This is a genomic window from Rhodococcus sp. NPDC003322, assembly GCF_053589555.1.
Genome location: NZ_JBSFSC010000006.1, coordinates 408,944 through 428,512, shown reverse-complemented (window position 1 = coordinate 428,512; position 19,569 = coordinate 408,944). Strand labels below are relative to the sequence as shown.

At 67.9% G+C, this 19,569-nt stretch carries 18 protein-coding genes; 5 read left to right on the top strand and 13 right to left on the bottom strand.

The genetic code is table 11. The features are described from left to right. Nucleotides 1-62: 62 nt before the first annotated feature. The 4 genes from fusA to ACWDUM_RS24435 form a co-directional block, all read right to left on the bottom strand. Nucleotides 63-2,165, bottom strand: a complete 2,103-nt coding sequence (fusA, locus tag ACWDUM_RS24450) for an elongation factor G (RefSeq protein ID WP_450114474.1) — start codon at nucleotides 2,163-2,165, stop codon at nucleotides 63-65. A gap of 144 nt (nucleotides 2,166-2,309) precedes the next feature. Beyond that, on the bottom strand, nucleotides 2,310-2,780 hold the full coding sequence (gene rpsG / locus ACWDUM_RS24445) for a 30S ribosomal protein S7 (protein WP_345349758.1): 471 nt from the start codon (nucleotides 2,778-2,780) through the stop codon (nucleotides 2,310-2,312). Further along, complete coding sequence (rpsL, locus tag ACWDUM_RS24440; protein ID WP_345349761.1) at nucleotides 2,780-3,154, bottom strand: 30S ribosomal protein S12; 375 nt, start codon at nucleotides 3,152-3,154, stop codon at nucleotides 2,780-2,782. Before rpsL ends, rpsG begins: the two co-directional genes overlap by 1 nt. Before the next feature lie 272 nt (nucleotides 3,155-3,426). After that, the gene (locus ACWDUM_RS24435; RefSeq protein WP_450135958.1) at nucleotides 3,427-4,851 is read right to left on the bottom strand and encodes a wax ester/triacylglycerol synthase domain-containing protein; all 1,425 of its coding nucleotides are present in this window, start codon (nucleotides 4,849-4,851) and stop codon (nucleotides 3,427-3,429) included. Between the two features lie 268 nt (nucleotides 4,852-5,119). Here ACWDUM_RS24435 and ACWDUM_RS24430 point away from each other — a divergent pair, with 268 nt between their 5' ends. Then, nucleotides 5,120-5,377 (top strand): hypothetical protein, encoded by a 258-nt coding sequence (locus tag ACWDUM_RS24430; protein WP_450114472.1) that lies wholly within the window; start codon nucleotides 5,120-5,122, stop codon nucleotides 5,375-5,377. A gap of 204 nt (nucleotides 5,378-5,581) precedes the next feature. Further along, nucleotides 5,582-7,285 (top strand): DUF5615 family PIN-like protein, encoded by a 1,704-nt coding sequence (locus ACWDUM_RS24425; protein ID WP_450135957.1) that lies wholly within the window; start codon nucleotides 5,582-5,584, stop codon nucleotides 7,283-7,285. Between the two features lie 33 nt (nucleotides 7,286-7,318). Here ACWDUM_RS24425 and ACWDUM_RS24420 read toward each other — a convergent pair whose 3' ends face one another. Continuing rightward, nucleotides 7,319-7,978, bottom strand: a complete 660-nt coding sequence (locus tag ACWDUM_RS24420; protein ID WP_450135956.1) for a TetR/AcrR family transcriptional regulator — start codon at nucleotides 7,976-7,978, stop codon at nucleotides 7,319-7,321. A 167-nt stretch (nucleotides 7,979-8,145) separates the two neighbouring features. On the opposite strand from ACWDUM_RS24420, the gene ACWDUM_RS24415 reads away from it, so the two are divergent. Then, a complete protein-coding gene (locus ACWDUM_RS24415; RefSeq protein WP_450135955.1) occupies nucleotides 8,146-8,280 on the top strand; it encodes a hypothetical protein in 135 nt (44 codons plus the stop codon). Between the two features lie 82 nt (nucleotides 8,281-8,362). Here ACWDUM_RS24415 and ACWDUM_RS24410 read toward each other — a convergent pair whose 3' ends face one another. From ACWDUM_RS24410 to ACWDUM_RS24380, 7 genes are read right to left on the bottom strand one after another with little or no spacing between them, the layout of a single operon-like run. Further along, nucleotides 8,363-9,166: an enoyl-CoA hydratase family protein gene (locus ACWDUM_RS24410; protein WP_450135954.1), complete on the bottom strand. Its 804-nt coding sequence runs from the start codon at nucleotides 9,164-9,166 to the stop codon at nucleotides 8,363-8,365. A 2-nt stretch (nucleotides 9,167-9,168) separates the two neighbouring features. Next, nucleotides 9,169-10,329, bottom strand: a complete 1,161-nt coding sequence (locus ACWDUM_RS24405; RefSeq protein ID WP_450135953.1) for an acyl-CoA dehydrogenase family protein — start codon at nucleotides 10,327-10,329, stop codon at nucleotides 9,169-9,171. Nucleotides 10,330-10,333: 4 nt separating this feature from the next. Next, entirely contained in the window at nucleotides 10,334-12,397 is a 2,064-nt protein-coding gene (locus tag ACWDUM_RS24400) for an acetyl/propionyl/methylcrotonyl-CoA carboxylase subunit alpha (protein WP_450135952.1), read from the bottom strand. 7 nt (nucleotides 12,398-12,404) lie between these two features. Then, a complete protein-coding gene (locus ACWDUM_RS24395) occupies nucleotides 12,405-14,003 on the bottom strand; it encodes an acyl-CoA carboxylase subunit beta (protein ID WP_450135951.1) in 1,599 nt (532 codons plus the stop codon). Between the two features lie 34 nt (nucleotides 14,004-14,037). After that, on the bottom strand, nucleotides 14,038-15,189 hold the full coding sequence (locus tag ACWDUM_RS24390) for an acyl-CoA dehydrogenase family protein (RefSeq protein ID WP_450135950.1): 1,152 nt from the start codon (nucleotides 15,187-15,189) through the stop codon (nucleotides 14,038-14,040). Further along, complete coding sequence (locus ACWDUM_RS24385) at nucleotides 15,186-16,949, bottom strand: acyclic terpene utilization AtuA family protein (RefSeq protein WP_450135949.1); 1,764 nt, start codon at nucleotides 16,947-16,949, stop codon at nucleotides 15,186-15,188. The genes ACWDUM_RS24390 and ACWDUM_RS24385 overlap by 4 nt, the downstream gene beginning before the upstream one ends. Continuing rightward, nucleotides 16,946-17,737 (bottom strand): TIGR03084 family metal-binding protein, encoded by a 792-nt coding sequence (locus ACWDUM_RS24380; protein WP_450135948.1) that lies wholly within the window; start codon nucleotides 17,735-17,737, stop codon nucleotides 16,946-16,948. Before ACWDUM_RS24380 ends, ACWDUM_RS24385 begins: the two co-directional genes overlap by 4 nt. Before the next feature lie 417 nt (nucleotides 17,738-18,154). On the opposite strand from ACWDUM_RS24380, the gene ACWDUM_RS24375 reads away from it, so the two are divergent. Together ACWDUM_RS24375 and ACWDUM_RS24370 are read left to right on the top strand one after the other, a co-directional pair. Beyond that, a complete protein-coding gene (locus ACWDUM_RS24375) occupies nucleotides 18,155-18,292 on the top strand; it encodes a hypothetical protein (RefSeq protein ID WP_450114461.1) in 138 nt (45 codons plus the stop codon). Nucleotides 18,293-18,796: 504 nt separating this feature from the next. Continuing rightward, complete coding sequence (locus tag ACWDUM_RS24370) at nucleotides 18,797-18,937, top strand: hypothetical protein (RefSeq protein WP_450114460.1); 141 nt, start codon at nucleotides 18,797-18,799, stop codon at nucleotides 18,935-18,937. A gap of 129 nt (nucleotides 18,938-19,066) precedes the next feature. Here ACWDUM_RS24370 and ACWDUM_RS24365 read toward each other — a convergent pair whose 3' ends face one another. Next, nucleotides 19,067-19,537, bottom strand: coding sequence for a DUF309 domain-containing protein (locus ACWDUM_RS24365; RefSeq protein WP_450135947.1), 471 nt, complete (start codon nucleotides 19,535-19,537; stop codon nucleotides 19,067-19,069). Between the last annotated feature and the right edge of the window lie 32 nt (nucleotides 19,538-19,569).

Here is a 19,569-nt window from a genome sequence, read left to right as displayed (position 1 = left end):
TTGCGGTATGCAGCAGTGCGGTTGTTATTACTTTGGTCGTACTGCGGTCGACGAGACCGAGGTTACTCGCCGGTCGCCTTGGCGATGATTTCCTTCGAGACGTTCGCGGGAACCTCTGCGTAGGAATCGAACACCATGGAGAAGTTCGCGCGACCCTGGGTCTTCGACCGCAGGTCACCGATGTAACCGAACATCTCCGAGAGCGGAACCAGCGCCTTGACGACACGGGCACCACTGCGTTCCTCCATGGCCTGGATCTGGCCACGGCGGGAGTTGAGGTCGCCGATCACGTCGCCCATGTAGTCCTCGGGCGTGGTGACCTCGACAGCCATGATGGGCTCGAGAATGACCGGGCCGGCCTTGCGGGCGGCTTCCTTCAGCGCCTGCGAACCGGCAACCTTGAAGGCCATTTCCGAGGAGTCGACGTCGTGGTACGCACCGTCGAGCAGCGTCAGCTTCAGGTTCACCAGCGGGTAGCCGGCGAGCACGCCGTACTGCATCGCGTCCTGCGCACCGTGATCGACGGAGGGGATGTACTCGCGCGGAACGCGGCCACCGGTGACCTTGTTCTCGAACGCGTAGGACTCGCCGTCCTCGCCGACGTACGGCTCGAGCGCGATGATCACCTTCGCGAACTGGCCGGAACCACCGGTCTGCTTCTTGTGGGTGAACTCGTGCTTGTCGACCACCTTGGTGATGGTCTCGCGGTACGCGACCTGCGGCTTGCCGACGTTGGCCTCGACCTTGAACTCGCGACGCATACGGTCGACGAGGATGTCGAGGTGCAGCTCGCCCATGCCGCCGATGACGGTCTGGCCGGTCTCCTCGTCCAGCTCGACCGAGAAGGTCGGGTCCTCTTCGGCGAGCTTCTGGATCGCGGTGCCCAGCTTCTCCTGGTCGGACTTGGTCTTCGGCTCGATCGAGACCTGGATGACCGGGTCCGGGAACGTCATCGACTCGAGGACGATCGGGTTCGCCTGGTCGCACAGGGTGTCACCGGTCGTGGTGTCCTTCAGGCCGATCATCGCGTAGATGTGGCCCGCGACGGCCTCGTCGACCGGGTTCTCCTTGTTGGCGTGCATCTGGAAGAGCTTGCCGATGCGCTCCTTCTTGCCCTTGGTCGCGTTGAGGACCTGGGCACCCGGCTCGATACGACCCGAGTAGACGCGCACGAAGGTGAGCTTGCCGAAGAACGGGTGCGCCGCAATCTTGAAGGCCAGAGCCGAGAACGGCTCGTCCTTGCTGGGCTTGCGGACCAGTTCCTCTTCCTCGTTGTTCACGGCATGGCCGTGAACCTCGCCGATGTCGAGGGGGTTCGGCAGGTAGTCGATGACCGCGTCGAGCATGGGCTGAACGCCCTTGTTCTTGAACGCGGAGCCACAGAGCACCGGGTACAGCTCGGAGGCGACCGTCATCTTGCGGATGGCGCCCTTGATCTCCTCGACCGTGAGCTCCTCGCCGCCGAAGTACTTCTCCATGAGAGCTTCGTCGGACTCGGCGACGGTCTCGAGCAGCTTCTCGCGGTACTCGGCGGCCTTGTCGGCCAGATCCGCGGGGATCTCCTCGATGGTCGGCTCGGCGCCGGTCGGCACCACGCCGCGCCAGGTGATGGCGCGCATCTCGACGAGGTCGACGACGCCGTCGAAGTCGTCCTCGGCGCCGATCGGCAGCTGCAGGACCAGCGGCTTCGCGCCGAGGCGGTCGATGATGGTCTGCACGGTGAAGTAGAAGTCCGCGCCCATCTTGTCCATCTTGTTGACGAAGCAGATGCGCGGAACGTCGTACTTGGCAGCCTGGCGCCAGACCTGCTCGGACTGGGGCTCGACGCCTTCCTTGCCGTCGAACACCGCGACCGCGCCGTCGAGGACGCGCAGCGAACGCTCGACCTCGACCGTGAAGTCGACGTGGCCGGGGGTGTCGATGATGTTGATCTGGTTCTTGTTCCAGAAACAGGTGACAGCAGCGGAGGTGATGGTGATACCACGCTCCTTCTCCTGCTCCATCCAGTCCGTCGTCGACGCACCGTCGTGGGTCTCACCGATCTTGTAGTTCACACCGGTGTAGAAGAGGATGCGCTCGGTGGTGGTGGTCTTGCCGGCGTCGATGTGCGCCATGATGCCGATGTTGCGGACCTTGTTCAGGTCGGTCAGCACTTCCTGTGCCACAGGATTCTTCCCCGCTCGTAGCTCGTGTCGGCCCTACCCGGACCACATTCTTCTTGTGTTGGCAGCCGGTCCGTTGAAGGACCCGACACTGCAGTGACGACGTCCGGGCGACACCTCGATTGCAAGGTGCCGCCCGGCGTCGAATCACCAGCGGTAGTGCGCGAACGCCTTGTTGGCCTCGGCCATCTTGTGCGTGTCCTCGCGACGCTTGACCGACGCGCCCAGGCCGTTGCTGGCGTCCAGCAACTCGTTGGCCAGACGCTCGACCATGGTCTTCTCACGACGCTGCCGCGAGAAGGTCACCAGCCAGCGCAGCGCCAGCGTGGTGGAGCGACCCGGACGAACCTCGACCGGAACCTGGTAGGTGGCGCCACCGACGCGACGGCTGCGGACCTCGAGGGCGGGCTTGACGTTGTCAAGCGCACGCTTGAGGGTGACGACCGGATCGGTGCCGGTCTTCTCCCGCGCCTGCTCGAGGGCACCGTAGACGATGCGCTCGGCCGTGGACTTCTTGCCGTCCAGCAGGATCTTGTTGACGAGCTGGGTGACCAGCGGCGAACCGTAGACCGGATCCGCGACGAGCGGCCGCTTGGGAGCGGGACCCTTACGAGGCATCAGCCCTTCTCCTTCTTCGCGCCGTAGCGGCTACGCGCCTGCTTGCGGTTCTTGACACCCTGGGTGTCGAGCGAGCCGCGGATGATCTTGTAGCGAACACCCGGGAGGTCCTTCACACGACCGCCACGGACGAGCACCATCGAGTGCTCCTGGAGGTTGTGACCCTCACCGGGGATGTACGCGGTGACCTCGACAGAGCTGGTCAGGCGCACACGGGCGACCTTACGCAGCGCGGAGTTCGGCTTCTTCGGGGTCGTGGTGTACACGCGGGTGCACACGCCACGACGCTGCGGGCTGCCCTTCAGTGCAGCGGTCTTCTGCTTCGACGGCTTGTCGCGCCGCCCCTTGCGGACCAGCTGGTTGATGGTTGGCATATACCGGCTTTCTTCTTCTTCGCCGCTTGCCCGGAGGCAAACCTGGCGTTGTGTTTTCAGGGATCTAGCAGTTGGAGCAAGAAAACGCTGCTCCTCACCCGTTCCTCGACCACGAGGTCGGGCGTGTCGCATACCCCCACACAGGCAGCCGAATGCTCACAATTCACATCCGAGACGACGTGATTGCGCGCGCGACTACCTCGCTAGGCACACAAATCGGCCCGGGAAGTCCGGACACGACCGTCAACGATACCCGTCAGCGAGCGCGGAGGTCAAAGCGGAGGGTCTGCCGGACGGGTCTGCGGGACCGGCCCGAGGCAGGCTCGAGCCAGATCATCGAACGCCTCCCGCAACAGGGTCAAGTACCGGCCGGTGTCGGGCATTCGCGCCGGATCGACGCCGAAGGTCACGGTCACCCGCGTGCCGACGGTCACAATGTAGTGGTTCAGGCACGATCCGTCGCCGATCCCGAGAACACCGAAGCCGCCGATCAGCCGACTCCCGAGAAATCGCATGTCGTCGGACTGCCGCGGCACGTTCGAGATCATGGTGTTTCCGAGCGCCACCGTCTCGCCCTCGCCGATCGGGAGCTGCGAGCGCCTCCACACCAGCCAGTTGACGTATGGCGCGGGCGCGCACTCGAGCGCCGAGGACAACTCGGCGACCGCCGGATGCCGGAATCTGCGTTTCTCCGAATCCATCGAGTCGTGGATCGCGTGCAGTTGTTCGATCGGATCCGCGATGTCCGTGTGCAGGTCGACCGAGAGGACGACGAAGTTGTTGCGGGATTTCGACTCGGCCGTCCCCCGGGTCGAGTAGGACACCTTTCCGCCCAGCGACTCCGGTGGTTCCTCGCCGTGCTCCCGCAGGTAGGACACCATGGCGTTCGCGATCACCTCGATGACCACGTCGGTGACCGTGATCCCGGGAAACCGGGACCGCGCCGCGCCGATCTCGGCGAGGTCGAAGGTGACCGCATCGAAGGTGAAGCCCGGACCCTGTCGGCGGTTGAACCTGGTCGAGGGCCATCGCCACCGCGGGGCGAGCACCTCCCCCCGCGCGCTCGCCTTCGCTGCGGCACGGGTGAGCACCTGCGCCCGGGCGGACCCCCACGCCAGCCGGGCGGCGCCCACCGGCGCGCGCGCGATCGCGCGCAGCAGCGCGGCGGCAGGGGTGACCGCAGGTGTGGGCCGGCCCGGCGATAGCGGCTGCTGCGCGAACAGTCCCCGGGCGAGCTCGACGGTCTCCATCCCGTCGCCCACCGCGTGATGGACCTTCAGCACCACCACACACGAACCGTCGGGAATGTCGTCGACCTCCGTGATGCCGGTGATGACGAGCAACTCCCAGGGCGGCCGGCCCGGTGGCAGCCGTTCCCCGCAGAGGACGGCGATCCGATCGCGGACCGCGGGCCATCCCGGGCCGCGCGCGGCCTCGACGGTGACGTGGTTGCGCAGGTCGAAGTCCGGGTCCGGCACCCAGTACGGGAAGTCCACATCGCGGGGATAACGCTGAATCCGGCTGCGGAACACCGCGGAATGTTCGATCCGCGGCCTCACCCACTCGAGTACGTCCTCGAGATCGATGCTCCCGGGGAGTCCATCGGCATCGAAGATGTAGCCGTCGACGATCCGGGGGATGTGGGTCCCGGATTCCATGAGGACATGAGTCGAATCGGTTGGTGTCAATTGGTCCATCAAGTTCCGCCTCGTCGGAGTCGATGCCGCACATACCGGACAGTCCCCTCGAAGTCGTCATCGTAGTTCGACTCCACCGAACAGGAGTGTCCGACACCACGTGCCGGGAAAGTTGTGACGCACTCACGAGCGGACGACCACGGGCGCCTGTTCGATATGCACCCCGAATTCTCGACACGCCGAAAGGCGCGCTGCCGATTTGAAAGACCGTCCATATCGTACGGTCTGCTCAGAAATGTCCAGTTATTCCCTAGGTAAGGAGTTTTCAATGGAATGGCTTCTCGGCCTTCTCGGCGGGGCTATTGGCGGCGGAATCGGCGGCGCCAAGAATCCACTCGGCCCACTGGGCAACGGCGCCGCAGGCGCTGTCGGCGGCGGCATCACCGGTGCCATCATCCAGGCCGTGACCAGCAGTGGGCTCGACTTTTCCCAGATTCTCGGCCAGGTCGGAATCGGTGGCGTCGTGGGCGCGGCGATCTCCGCCATCCTCAACGTCACCACCAAGTCCAAGGCCGCCACGCGCTGATCCGCGCCGGGTGACGAAATTCCTCGGCGCGCCGCGGCACCAAATTCACGGCATATCGGCTCACCGATCCGACCGGCTCGCAACTGTATGGCAAATCACTGTTCGCGAGCGAGAAGATTCGCACCCGACGCTCCAGCGACAAACATCCCTTGCCGGCCATCACCACCGGCGCACCCGGCCCAGTGCCACGTCTCAAGGAGCCCAATGAACACATCCCCCACGAACTCGTCGCCGAACAGGAAGGCACCCGTTGTGCGCCTCGCCGGCCTCGGCTTCGCCGCCGCGATCGGTGGCGCGGTGCTGCTCAGTGGTCCCGCGTTCGCCCAGTCCGGAAACACCGCCGCCGACGCGGCCATTGCCGCGCACCACCAGGAGGTGGGCGGTGCGTCCAACCCCCTGGGCCAGCCGGTCGGCGAGCCGTACAAGTTCGGAACGGACGGTGTCGCGCAGGACTTCCAGGGCGGCAAGATCGTCTGGTCACCCGAGACGGGCGCGCAGGTGATGTACGGCGTGATCCTCGACAAGTACCTGGTCCTCGGTGGCGGCGCCGGCGACATCGGCTTTCCCACCAATGACGAGTCCGACTCCGACGAGCCGGGTGCGGCCCGCTTCAGTGAGTTCTCGGCGCCCGACGGCGCGACCATCTACTGGAGCCCGGAGAAGGGCGCCTGGCTGGTGCGCGGCCCGATCCGTACCGCCTGGTCCCACCTGGGTGCCACCAACGGTGTGCTCGGCAGCCCGCTCAGCGACACCACTGTGGTCGGCGACGTCTACACCCAGACCTTCAGTGGTCGTGACGGCAACCCGGTCGAGGTCCGCTGGAGCAAGGCGAACGGATTCGTCACCGTGCCGCCCGCGATCGGTGCCGAACTCGCCGGTCTCGACGTCTCGGTTCCCGGCCTCGCTCCCGGAGCCGTGGTGAACCCGCCGACCGGTGTCGCCGCGCCCACCGGTGTGAACGTTCCGGACGTCGACCTCGAAGCCACCGACGTGGAAGTTGCCGACGTCGATTCCGACTCCGACTCGAACTCCAAGTGGTGGGCGCTGATTCCGGGTCTGGCCATCGCGGGCGCTGCGGGCGGCCTGGCCGGCCTGGTCGGCCGCCGCCGGGGCGGTTCGGTCAACGCACCGCGTGGCGCCGCACCGGATCTGAAGACGCCTGCCGTCGACGTCGACGCCACCCGACCCAAGACGCCGGACGTCGACGCCACCCGGCTGAAGACCCCGGACGTCGACGTGAAGTCGCCGAACCTCGGCGGCGCGCGCCATCTCGCCACCACGGGCGCCGACGTCAAGGCGCCGAACCTCGGCTCGGTGTCGGGCAACGGCGGCGGAATCGGCTCGGTCGCAGGCAAGGCCGCCGGGCTCGGCGCGGCCGGTGCCGCGGGCCTGGCCGGGTTGGCCTGGCTGAATGCCAAGTCGACCGGACCGGACACCCAGCTCGACACCGCCCTGGGACGGTTCGGCGGCGTCGACAGCCAGAACGTCACCTACGCCGACGCCATCACCTCCGCCTCCACCGGCGCGGTCGACGGCCTGCGGTTCCTGATCGACGAGAACCTCAGCCCCCAGGTCGCCGAGGGTCTGCGTGCCGAAGGGTACGACGCCGTGCATCTGCGCGACGTCGGTGCCGATGCCGGTCACAACGGTCAGGCGCTCGACGCGGCCAACCGTGAGAACCGCATCCTGGTGACCAACGAGCTGAGCTACCTCGACGACCTGGCCGACTCCGGTGCCGTCGCTCCGAGCCTGCTCGTGCTGCGCCGACCGGGCGCGAAGATCGCGGAGCAGACCTCGGTGATCGCGACCTGCGCGCCGGTGATCCTGAACGCACTGCACACCGGTTCGCTGGTCACGCTCGACAGCGAGCGGATCCGGGCCCGGGAACTGCCGCTGCGGCGGGCCTGACCCATCCCGTCGACGCCCCGGTGAACCCCGTGTTCACCGGGGCGTCGGCGTGTTCGCCTCGCTCGTCCGGCCGGAATCCGTCAGGTCCCATCGGCCCGAGGCTTCGCCCGAGAGTGCGGCGTCGAGTTGCTGCGACCAGCTCCGGACGATCTCTCGGCGGCGCCGCGAGTCGTCGGCCAGTACGTCGGCGAGTCCCAGACCACGGGCGAGGTCGAGGGTCGCCTGGACGAGCGAGCGAATCCGGGGGTCGGTGCCGTCCACACCGAGCCGGTCCACCGCGACCCGGTGCGCGGTGCGACCGAAGCGCTCTTCGAGCGGCAGCACGCGCTCGCGAAGGGCCGGATCCGACGCGGCGGCCGTCCACACCTGGAGTGCCGCCTTGAACAGGGTGCCGGTGTAGTAGTCGACGAGGCGTTCGACGACCGCGGTCGTCCGCTCGAGGCCGATCGGGAGATCGACCGCCTCCTCGCGGGCCTGCTGCATTCTCGAATCGAACATGAACTCCAGCGCGCCGGTGATCAGGTCCTCACGGGTCGGGAAGTGGTGCTGTGCGGCGCCGCGCGAAACGCCCGCCCGGCTCGCGACCACTCCGACCGTGGTCGCGGCCCAGCCCTGTTCTGCGAGGCAGTCGATGGTTGCCTCGAGCAGCCGCTGCCTGGTCATCCTGCTGCGGTCCTGCTGCGGTTCACGCATCGGTTACCTCGGTCCTCCCAGCGCGCCCCTGTGTAACACACAGGGAAACTCCACGTTTCAGGTTGCAGATCACATTGAAATCACAAATCGGGCACGGTACGAATGAGATGGCTCCTAGAGGGGGGCCACTCGTTGTACGACCGTTACAGAGACACTAGGAGCACCTCATGGGTTCTGCTGAGATCATCCCCTTCCTCGACTTCGCCGCCGACTTCACCGGCGCGATCAGCGACTTCGCCGGCGCCCTGAGCTTCTTCGCCGGTTCTTCCGAGGCTGTCGCGGGTCTGTTCCCGGAGGCGTAATCCCCTCGCTGTACCACGAAGGAACCCGCGCACGAACTCCGTGCGCGGGTTCCTTCGTTTCCTGGTCACGATCGTTTTCCGGTCAGGACCGGTCGGGTGCCCACGCAGGCGGCCGACGTTGCAGGAAAGCGGTCATACCCTCGATCGCCTCGGGGGTGCCGAACAGCCGGGCGGACTGCGCCGCCAGGCCCTCGCCGTACCTGTCGAAGTCCGTGAGCAACCGGGCGGTGGTCAACTGCTTCGACTCCGCCAGCCCCTGCGGCGACGCGAGCGTCAACTCCCGCAGCCACGCCGTCACGGTGGCATCGACGTCGTCGGCCGCGGCCGTGATCAACCCGATCGCCTCGGCCTCGACGGACCCGAACTTCTCCCCGGTCAGGAAGTAGCGGCCCGCCGCGCGCGACGAGATCCGCGGCAGCACGGTCAGCGAGATGATCGACGCCGCCAGCCCGAGGCGCGACTCCGTCAGTGCGAAGGTGCTCGACGGCCCCGCCGCCACCAGATCGCACGCTCCGACCAGACCCATCCCGCCGGCCCGGACGTGTCCGTCGACGCGGGCGACGATCGGCTTGGGCAGTTCCAGGAAGGCCCGCAGCAACTCGGTCATCTGCCTCGTGCGCTGCGCCGCCAGCTCCGCCGGATCGGCGTCCGGAACCGCCGCGGCCTCCGACAGGTCGGCCCCCGCGCAGAACGTGCCGCCGGTGTGCGTCAGGACCACGGCGCGGACCCCCTCGTCTGCCGCCGCATCCGTCAGGCCCTGCCGGAGCTCACCCACCAACCGCGTCGAGATCGCGTTGCGGTTGTGCGGGGAGTCCAGGGTCAGCGTCGCGAAACCTCCCGCCACCTCGTAGCGGACGACGGGGCCGGCGCTCTGCTCGGTCCCCATCGTCAGTACGACCTCGGCAGTCCGAGCGAGTGCTGGGAGACGAAGTTCAGGATCATCTCCCGGCTCACCGGCGCGATGCGGGCGATCCGGGCGGCGCCGAGCATCGCGGCCAGTCCGTACTCCTTGGTCAGTCCACCCCCGCCGTGCGTCTGGATTGCCTGGTCGAGCGCCTTGATGGCGGCCTCGGCGGCAGCGTACTTGGCCATGTTCGCCGCCTCCGCGGCACCGAAGTCGTCGCCACCGTCGTAGAGGGTCGCGGCCTTCTGCATCATCAGCTTCGCGAGCTCGAGCTCGATCTTGCACTGGGCAAGCGGATGCGCAATGCCCTGGTGTGCGCCGATCGGGGTCTTCCAGACCGCGCGCTCGCGCGCGTACTTCACGGCGGCGTCGATCGCGTACCGGCCCATACCGACCGCCATGGCCGCGCCGAGGATGCGTTCCGGATTCAGGCCCGCGAACAGCTGCATCAGCGCCGCGTCCTCGGAGCCGACCAGGGCGTCGGACGGCAGCCGGACGTCATCGAGGAACAGGGTGAACTGGTGGTCGGGCTCGACGATGTCCATCTCCATCGGGGTCCGCACGAAGTTCTCGGCGTCGGTGGGGACGATGAACAGCGCGGGCTTGAGCCGGCCCGACCGGTGATCCTCGGTGCGCGCGACGATCAGGACGGCGTCGGCCTGGTCCACACCGGAGATGAAGATCTTGTTCCCGCGCAGGATCCAGTCCTCCCCGTCCCTGTGGGCGGTGGTGGTGATCTGGTGCGAGTTCGATCCCGCGTCCGGTTCGGTGATGCCGAACGCCATGATCTTGCTGCCGTCGGCGAGCGCCGGGAGCCAGGTCCGCTTCTGCTCGTCGGTGCCGTACTTGCCGATGATGGTCCCGCAGATCGCCGGGGACACCACCACGAGCAGCAGTCCTGCACCCTGCGCGGCCAGCTCCTCCTGCACCAGTGCCAGCTCGTAGATCCCCGCGCCGCCTCCCCCGTACTCCTCGGGCAGGTTCACTCCGAGGAAGCCGAGCTTGCCCGCCTCGTTCCACAGTTCGGTCAACGGTTCGCCCTTGCGCGCACGCGGCAGCACGTAGTCGACGTAGTTGTAGCGTTCGCCGAGCTTGGCAACCGCGGCCCGCAATTCCTTCTGCTCGTCGGTCTCGATGAAACTCATCGACTCACTCCCCTTTTCCGGTGCTGTCGGGTGTCACTGTGCTTTCAGGTGTCGCGGTGCCCTCGGGCGCGGTGTCGTCGACGATCGCGAGGACCGCGCCGACGTCGACCTGCTGGCCGACGGCGACATTCAGTTCGGTGAGCACACCGTCGGATGGCGCGGCGATGGTGTGCTCCATCTTCATGGCTTCGAGCCACAGGATCGGGGTACCCGCCGTGACCCGGTCACCGACCACGGCAGCGACCCGGACGACCGCGCCCGGCATCGGGGCCAGCAGCGAGCCGGCCGCCACCACAGTCGACGGATCGACGAACCTCGGCAGCGCCCGGAATGCGCACGCGCCCAGAGACGAATCGACGCACACCAGGTCGCCGTAGCGGGCCACCGCGAAGCGACGGGTGAGTCCTCCGACTGCGAGCACAACCGTCTCGGCGGTGGCGGACACGAGCTGCACGCCCGCGACGAAGTCGGTGTCCAGTTCGCCACGGCGCCCGATGCGGTAGTCGACCTCGTGGGTGCCGGTGCCCTCGAGGACCTTGCGCTGACGTTGCGACGGCACATTGCGCCATCCGCTCGGCAGCCCGCCGTTCACCCGCGCCGCGTCGCGGTTGCCCGCGGCCAGGGCCAGCGCCGCGGCCAGGGCCGAGACCCGCTCGGCCTCCGGTGACGCGACCGGCGTGGAGAGCGCGTCCAGACCGTGCCGGTCGAAGAAGGCGGTGTCGGTGTCCCCGCCCAGGAAGGCCGGGTGGCGCAGCACGTTCACCAGCAGGTCCCGGTTGGTGACCAGTCCGTGGATCTTCGCCTTCGCCAGTGCTGCGGCGAGCAGGCCGGCCGCATCCTGCCGGCCCGGCGCCCAGGCGATCACCTTCGCCAGCATCGGGTCGTAGTGGACGCCGACCGTCGAACCGTCCACGATGCCGGAGTCCAGTCGCAACCCGCGCCGGGAATCCGGAACCCCGAATTCGACATCCACACCGGGGATCTCGAAGGTGTGGACGACGCCCGACTGGGGCTGCCAATTCTGCGCGGGATCCTCCGCGTACAGCCTGACCTCGATCGCGTGGCCGGACGCGGCAGGCGGCCGTTCACCGAGCGCATCGCCCCGGGCGACCTGCATCTGGAGGTCCACCAGGTCGAGTCCGGTGGTGAGCTCGGTGACCGGGTGCTCGACCTGGAGGCGGGTGTTCATCTCCAGGAAGTAGAAGCCACCGTCTTCGTCGGCGAGGAACTCGACGGTGCCCGCGCCCTCGTAGCCGATCGCGGCGGCCGCATCGACGGCGGCCTGGAACAGCTTGGCGCGCATGCCTGTACCGGCGTTCTCGAGGCGGTCGACGAGGGGCGACGGCGCCTCCTCCACGACCTTCTGGTGGCGGCGCTGGATCGAGCACTCCCGCTCCCCCACCGCCCAGACCGTGCCGTGCGCATCGGCCATGACCTGTACCTCGATGTGCCTGCCGGTCTCGAGGTACCGCTCGCAGAAGACGGTGGGGTCACCGAACGCGGACCGCGCCTCCGCGCGGGCGCCCTCGATCTGCCCCGCCAGGTCGCCGAGCGCGCGTACGACCCGCATCCCCCGGCCGCCACCACCGGCGGACGCCTTGATCAGCACCGGAAGATCGGACTCGGTGACGTGTGCCGGGTCGAGTTCGGCCAGCACCGGAACGCCGGCGGCGGCCATCATCTTCTTCGACTCGACCTTCGAGCCCATCAGCTCGATCGCCTTGACGGGCGGTCCGATCCACGTCAGGCCGGCGTCCAGTACAGCCTTGGCGAATTCGGCGTTCTCGGAAAGGAATCCGTAGCCCGGATGGACGGCATCGGCACCGGCGGCCAGGGCGGCCTCGACGATTCTCTCGCCCCGCAGGTACGTCTCGGAGGGGGTGTTTCCGGGCAGGCGCACCGCGACGTCGGCCTCCCGGACATGGGGAGATTCCGCGTCCGCGTCGGAGTGCACCGCGACAGTGGCGACGCCGGCCGAACGCGCGCTCGCGAAGACCCGGCGGGCGATCTCGCCGCGGTTCGCGACGAGTACGGAGGTGATCGCGTTCCGGGAAGTGGGGACAGTCACGAAGGGCTCACATTCTGAAGACACCGAAGTTCGCGGTGCCTTCGATCGGGGCGGTGGCGATGGCGGACAGGCACATTCCCAGCACGGTGCGGGTGTCGCGCGGGTCGATGATGCCGTCGTCGTAGACCCGGCCGGACAGGAACAACGGCAGCGACTCGGCCTCGATCTGGGCCTCGATCATCGCGCGCATGCCCTTGTCGGCCTCCTCGTCGAACGGCACCCCCTTCGCCTCGGCGCTGCCGCGCATCACCATGGACACGACACCGGCGAGCTGGGCCGGCCCCATCACCGCGGACTTCGCACTGGGCCAGGCGAACAGGAAGCGCGGATCGTAGGCCCGGCCGCACATGCCGTAGTGCCCGGCACCGTAGGAGGCGCCCATCAGGATCGACAGGTGCGGCACCGTCGAATTGGACACCGCGTTGATCATCATCGCGCCGTGCTTGATGATGCCGCCCTGCTCGTACTCCTTGCCGACCATGTAGCCGGTGGTGTTGTGCAGGAAGATCAGCGGGGTGTTCGCGCGGTTGGCCAGCTGGATGAACTGGGTGGCCTTCTGCGCTTCCTCCGAGAACAGCACACCGCGCGCGTTGGCGAGGATGCCGACCGGATACCCGTGCAGCTCCGCCCATCCCGTGACCAGAGAGCTGCCGTACATCGGTTTGAACTCGTCGAAATCGGAGCCGTCGACGATCCGGGCGATGACCTCGCGAGGATCGAAAGGGATCTTCAGGTCGGTGGGCACGATGCCGAGCAGGTCCTCGGCGTCGTGCAGCGGCTCGATCACCTCCGCCCGGGGCGCGGGCCCCTGCTTGCGCCAGTTCAACCGCTTGACGATGTTCCGGCCGATCCGGATCGCGTCGTACTCGTCCTGGGCGTAGTAGTCGGCGAGCCCGGACTTGCGGGCGTGCATCTCGGCACCGCCGAGGGACTCGTCGTCGGACTCCTCGCCGGTCGCCATCTTCACCAGCGGCGGTCCGCCGAGGAAGACCTTCGACTGTTCCTTGATCATCACCACGTGGTCGGACATGCCGGGAATGTAGGCACCGCCGGCGGTCGAGTTTCCGAACACCAGTGACACGGTGGGGATTCCGGCGGCCGAGGCCCGGGTCAGGTCCCGGAACATCCGACCGCCCGGGATGAAGACCTCCTTCTGGGTGGGCAGGTCCGCACCACCGGACTCGACCAGGGAGATCACGGGCAGCCGATTCTGCTCGATGATCTCGTTGATCCGGAAGCTCTTCTTGATCGTCCACGGGTTGCTGGCACCGCCGCGCGAGGTCGGATCGTTGGCGACGATCATGCACTCGACACCCTCGATCACCCCGATACCGGTGACCACGTTGGCGCCCACCGGGAACTCGCTGCCCCACGCGGCCAGCGTGCAGAGTTCGAGGAACGGTGAGTCCTCGTCGATCAGCAGCTCGATCCGTTCCCGGGCGAGCAGCTTCCCCCGCTTGTGGTGCCGGGCAACGGCCTTCTCGCCACCTCCGGCGAGCGCCTTGTCGAACTCGCCCTGAACCTCGGCGAGTTTGGCCTGCATCGACTCCGCGGCGGCGACGAATCCCTCACCCGCGGTGTCCAATGTCGATCCGATCAGTGTCATCGTCTGCTACCCCACTTGTCAGGCTGGAAGCCGGTCACGCTTGGAAACCCAGAAGTTTTGCGGCCAGAGAGGTCAGGATCTCGTTGGTGCCGCCACCGATGCCGAGGATCCGCATGTCGCGGTACTGCCGCTCGACCTCCGACTCGCGCATGTAACCGAGCCCACCGAACAGTTGCACCGCCTGGTGCGCCACCCACTCGCCCGCCTCGACCGCCGTGTTCTTTGCGAAACACACCTCGGCGAGGACGTTCTCGTCACCCGCGGTGTACCGGTCGACGACGGTGCGGGTGTAGACCCTGGCCACGTCGACCTTGCGCGCCATCTCCGAGAGGGTGTTCTGCACGGATTGCCTGCTGATCAGCGGCCGGCCGAACGTCTCGCGGTCGCGGCACCACTCGAGTGTCAGGTCCAGGCAACGCTGCGCACTCGAGTACGCCTGCGCGGCGAGCGCGACCCGTTCGGTGACGAACGCCTGGGCGATCTGGGCGAAGCCCGTGTTCTCGGCACCGACCAGGTTCGCGGCCGGAACCCGGCAGTCGGCGAACGACAGTTCCGCGGTGTCCGAGGCGAGCCAGCCCATCTTCTCCAGTTTGCGCGAGACGGTGAATCCCGGTGTGCCCTTCTCGATCACGAGCAGCGACACCCCACCCGCGCCCTCGCCACCGGTGCGGACCGCTGTGACCACGAAGTCGGCGCGGCAGCCGGACGTGATGAACGTCTTGGCGCCGTTGACGATGAAGTCCTCGCCGTCCCGCACCGCGCGAGTGATCAGGTGCCCGACGTCTGAGCCGCCACCGGGTTCGGTGATGGCGAGCGAGCCGATCAGATCCCCGGCGAGGGTCGGTCGCACCCACTTCTCGATCTGCTCGGGATCACCGGCCGCGATCAGGTGCGGCAGCGCGATCCCGCAGGTGAACAGGGAGGCGAAGAGGCCGCCCGAGCACCCCGCGTAGTGCATCTCCTCGCAGACCACGATCGCGTCGATCGGATCGCCGCCACCGCCGCCGACGGATTCCGGGAAGGCGACACCGAGCAGTCCCAGTTCGCCTGCGCGGCGGTGCAGGTCGCGCGGCAGTTCGCCACCCCGCTCCCAGTCGTCCTGGTGCGGCAGGACGTCCTTGTCCATGAAGCGGCGCACGGTTTCCCGTAGTTCGCGGCGCTCCGGGGTGTTCCAGTCGTCGGTCACGAGGTGGCCTCCTGCAGTGGATCTCGAGCCCGGCCCGGGCGTGCCGGGGCGGATGTCGTGGTCTGGTCGAGCAACGCGGTCGGGATGGGCAGGTGCCGCGAGCGCAGCCACTCCGCCAGTCCCTTGGCCTGCGGGTCGAATCGGGCCTGGTAGGCGACGCCCTTGCCGAGGATCCCCTCGATCACGAAGTTCACCGCCCGCAGCTCCGGCAGCAGTGTGCGGGTGATCGGCAGCTCCGCCGTCTCGGGCAGCAGCCTGCGCACCTCGTCGACGGTGAGCGCGTGCGCGAGCCAGCGCCACTGCTCGTCGGTGCGGACCCAGATGCCGATGTTCGCGTTGCCGCCCTTGTCGCCGCTGCGCGCGGCGGCCACGGTGCCCAACGGCAGGTCCCGGGTCTCACCGTCCGGCAGCGGCTGCGGCAGCGCGGGAGCGGCCACCGCGGCGAGGGGCCGGGTCTCGGAGGCGGGTGCGATGTCGACCCGGGAACCGTCCGGCAACACCGCCACGTGCGGAACCTGCCCCGCGTCGACATATCCCGGCGTGTACACGCCGTATGCCGAGCCGTTGCCCGGCATCGACAGGAAGGTGCAGCCTGGGTAGCTGGCCAGGGCTAGCTCGACGGCCACATTGGAGAACGCGCGGCCGACCTTGTTCGGGTCGGGGTCGCGGACGACGCAGCGCAGGATCGCGCTGGCCTGTTCCTCCGTCTCGGCGTCGGGCCGGTCCAGACGCGCCAGGTCCCAGGTCAGCTCCGCCGGGCGCACCGTCAGCCACGACTCGAGCTGGGTGCGGGCGAGGTCGGCCTTGGCCTCTATGTCGAGTCCGGTGAGCACGAACGCCATCTCGTTGCGGAATCCGCCGAGGGTGTTGAGCGAGACCTTCAGCTGTGGCGGTGGTGCCTCGCCGCGCACCCCCGAGATCTCGACGCGGTCCGGGGCCTCCTGCGTCAGTGCGACGGTGTCGATCCGCGCGGTCACGTCCGGTCCGGCGTATCGCGCGTCCTGGATCTCGTACATCAACTGCGCGGTGACGGTGTCCACGGTGACGGCGCCACCGGTGCCGGCGTGCTTGGTGATGACCGACGATCCGTCCTCGCGGATCTCGGCGATCGGGAACCCGGGGCGGGTGAGGTCGGCGATCTCGGTGAAGAACGCGAAGTTGCCGCCGGTCGCCTGGGTACCGCACTCGATGACGTGCCCGGCCACCACCGCACCGGCCAGCCTGTCGTAATCGGTTCGCTGCCAGCCGAAGTGGTGCGTCGCCGGACCCACCACGACCGACGCGTCGGTGACGCGGCCGGTGACGACCACGTCGGCACCGCCCGCGAGGCACTCGGCGATACCCCAGGCGCCGAGGTACGCGTTGGCGGTCAGCGGCTGCCCCAGCCCGAGTTCGCCGGCGCGGGACGTCAGGTCGTCGCCCTCGACGTGCCCGATCCGTGCCGGCACGCCGAGCCGGTCGGCCAGCTCGCGCAGCTTCGCGGTCAGACCGGCGGGGTTGAGCCCGCCCGCGTTGACGACGATCTTGACGCCCCTGTCCATCGCCAGGCCGAGGCCGTCCTCCATCTGACGAAGGAAGGTCTTGGCGTAGCCGAGGCCCGGGTCCTTCATCCGGTCCTTGCCGAGGATCAGCATGGTCAGCTCGGCCAGGTAGTCGCCGGTGAGGTAGTCCAGCTCACCGCCGGTGAGCATCTCCGTCATCGCGGAGATCCGATCGCCGTAGAAGCCGGAGCAGTTTCCGATCCGGATCGTCCTGCTCACTCGCCCGCCTTTCGTTCGCGCCCGGCGCCGGGCAGCCCCGCGAACGCCTGGGCGATGCCCAACCAGGTGTCGGCGTCGTCGCCGGTCGCCGTCAACGCGAGATCGTCGCGGTGCGCCCGCTGTGTCACCAGCAGGCAGAAGTCGTGGGCAGGTCCGGTGACCCGCTGGGCCGCGTCCTCCGGTCCCCACACCCACAGCTCACCGCTCGGCGCGACGAGCTCGACCCGGAACTCCGTGTCCGGCGGCGGCAGTTCGTGCACGGCGTACGCGAAGTCGCGGGTACGCACCCCCAGGTGCGCGATCGACCGCAGCCGGTCGGTGCGCTCGGGCACGACTCCCAGCGCGGCGGCGACGTCCTGTCCGTGCGCCCAGGTCTCCATCAGCCGCGCGGTCGCCATGGACATCGCGCTCATCGGCGGGCCGTACCACGGCAGTTTGCTTCCGGCGGGCACCTCGGCCAATGCCTTCGCGAGGGCGTCACGGCCGGTCCTCCAGTCCGCGAGCAGTTCGGCCGGCGGCCGCCGGGCCTCCGCCTCAGCGCCCTCGTCGACGAATCCCGTGGGGTTCGCCCATGCCGCTGTCAACGACTCTGCGAAGGCGTCCGGGTCGGTCACCGACAGCAGGGCGGCGCGGTCGGTCCAGGCGAGATGCCCGATCTGGTGCGCGATCGTCCACCCCGGAGCAGGCGTGGCTGTGCGCCACCCGCTCACCTCGAGGTCGGCGACCAGTGCGTCCAGCCCGGCGCCTTCGGCAAGCAGGTCCGCGACCACCGTTTCCAGCTCGGCCATGCATCTCCCTCCACGATGATGTGTCCAGGATCACCCCGCGCCGACAAAAAAGCAAGCACGCATGCTTGTTATCTGAACGGACGGACCCCCGCCCCCTTGCCGGAGGCACGAACACCGTTGCGCCGCATTAGCGTTCAACGCAACTGTCGTGACGACAAAACGACTCCGAGTGCCGCGGATTTGCTGTACAACAGACCGGCGCCACCCCGGGCGCAGACACACACCACCGAACCCCAGGAGTGAGCCATGCTCGATCCGATCACCGCACTCTCCAGCCTGCTCACCGACGGCGACATCGCCGCCGCCACCAACACCGGAAGCAGCGTGGGTCTTCCGTTCTTCACCCTCAACTTCGGCAGCTGACGGTACTGTCCGCGCCGACACGAATACTTCCCGCCGACACACAGAGGAGACGGTGTGATTGTCATCCCAGCCCTACCGGGCCTGACCTCGCTCATTGCGTCATTACTGGAGTCCGACGCCAACACCGAGGTCGACGTCGACACCACCCCCAGCTACGTCCTGAATCTCGGTTCGGCCAGCTTCTTCAGCTGAGCCACAGCAGCGCCGCGACGAAAAACGCAGCGAATGTCGGCCGAACGGTGGACATCAGCCAGGATTCCGCCGGAAAGCATGGTCACGATGAGGTCTCGTCGTGTACAAATAGCCGAACGCTTGTCCAGGCGTCCACCAAGTAGGCACCAGCAAACCAGGAGTAACTATGCTCTCGTCTGATCTCGCGGACCTGTTCGGCGGTCTGGCCATCGTGTTCGACGCGCTCGACAGCATCTCCAGCGGCTCCGGCGACGGCGGCTCGACCAGCGGCCTGTCGTCCGAGTAACGCAAGCGAAGCACTCCGAAAGGCCACCGGCTGACGCCGGTGGCCTTTCGCATTCCCCGAGTCGATCCAATCGAATAGTGTTGAACACCAAGAATTTTCATCGAGTCGAACCAGAACACCCCCTACCGGAAATCCGATCCGCCGGGCTGCAGGGTGCGGTAGAACTGGTGCGCCCCTCACCCGGGGCGTCACATCGGACCTCGACCTCAGGAGCAAACATGGGATCGCTCGAGAACATCGTCCACGACCTGATGGGCGTGCAGCCCATCAACTCCCAGGCAATCGGAAGCAGCTTCAGCCCGACCGGATTCGAGCTCAACTTCGGCAGCCTCGGCAGCTTCGGTGTCAGCCTGAGCTAGGGCTCCCGCAATCATTTCGTGATCGAGTGGCGGAATCCGATCCCGGCAGGTGAACCTGTTCGGGATCGGATCCGCCGCCCACGCCGCGCCCCTCCGAGCCCTCGCCGTCCGGCGTCGCGCCGACCGGGTTCAGCCGGCCAGGCGCGGGCCGGAAACGGCATCGCCGGACCCGGTGGAATCCAGCACGAGCAGCACGTCGTTCGACCACTCGAGCAGTCCACGCACGTCGAGTCCGTGGGGCGGATCGGCCGCGAACGGCCTGATTCGATTGCTCCCGCGCGCGAGCAGGGTCCGCGCCCCCTTCTGATTGCCCCGACGCAAGTGGGTGAGCGCGACCGCGAGCTGCGCGAGCCCCTGCCACAACGAACGCTCGGCCTCCGGCGCCGACCGCCAGGCATCCTCGAGGACCTCGTGCGCGTGAAACGGCATCCCGGCGTCGAACAGGCGCTGCGCCTCGGCCACCGTGTCGGACGGGGTCCGGATCAGACCCTCGGGCGCGCGTGGGACGCCAACCGCCCCACGGGGCAGCGGGCGACCCAGTCCGTCCCGGGGCCTTTCGTTACGGGGCCTGCCCTTCTCGTCCCGTTCGCGCTGCTCCACCGTTCCACCCTATGCGCACATCGCCCGGTCCA

Bases quoted from the DNA above. Each gene is read 5' to 3' on its own strand.
- rpsG (WP_345349758.1), bottom strand. From the start codon at position 2,780: ATGCCTCGTAAGGGTCCCGCTCCCAAGCGGCCGCTCGTCGCGGATCCG.
- rpsL (WP_345349761.1), bottom strand. From the start codon at position 3,154: ATGCCAACCATCAACCAGCTGGTCCGCAAGGGGCGGCGCGACAAGCCG.
- ACWDUM_RS24435 (WP_450135958.1), bottom strand. From the start codon at position 4,851: ATGGACCAATTGACACCAACCGATTCGACTCATGTCCTCATGGAATCC.
- ACWDUM_RS24430 (WP_450114472.1), top strand. From the start codon at position 5,120: ATGGAATGGCTTCTCGGCCTTCTCGGCGGGGCTATTGGCGGCGGAATC.
- ACWDUM_RS24425 (WP_450135957.1), top strand. From the start codon at position 5,582: ATGAACACATCCCCCACGAACTCGTCGCCGAACAGGAAGGCACCCGTT.
- ACWDUM_RS24420 (WP_450135956.1), bottom strand. From the start codon at position 7,978: ATGCGTGAACCGCAGCAGGACCGCAGCAGGATGACCAGGCAGCGGCTG.
- ACWDUM_RS24415 (WP_450135955.1), top strand. From the start codon at position 8,146: ATGGGTTCTGCTGAGATCATCCCCTTCCTCGACTTCGCCGCCGACTTC.
- ACWDUM_RS24410 (WP_450135954.1), bottom strand. From the start codon at position 9,166: ATGGGGACCGAGCAGAGCGCCGGCCCCGTCGTCCGCTACGAGGTGGCG.
- ACWDUM_RS24405 (WP_450135953.1), bottom strand. From the start codon at position 10,329: ATGAGTTTCATCGAGACCGACGAGCAGAAGGAATTGCGGGCCGCGGTT.
- ACWDUM_RS24395 (WP_450135951.1), bottom strand. From the start codon at position 14,003: ATGACACTGATCGGATCGACATTGGACACCGCGGGTGAGGGATTCGTC.
- ACWDUM_RS24380 (WP_450135948.1), bottom strand. From the start codon at position 17,737: ATGGCCGAGCTGGAAACGGTGGTCGCGGACCTGCTTGCCGAAGGCGCC.
- ACWDUM_RS24370 (WP_450114460.1), top strand. From the start codon at position 18,797: ATGGGATCGCTCGAGAACATCGTCCACGACCTGATGGGCGTGCAGCCC.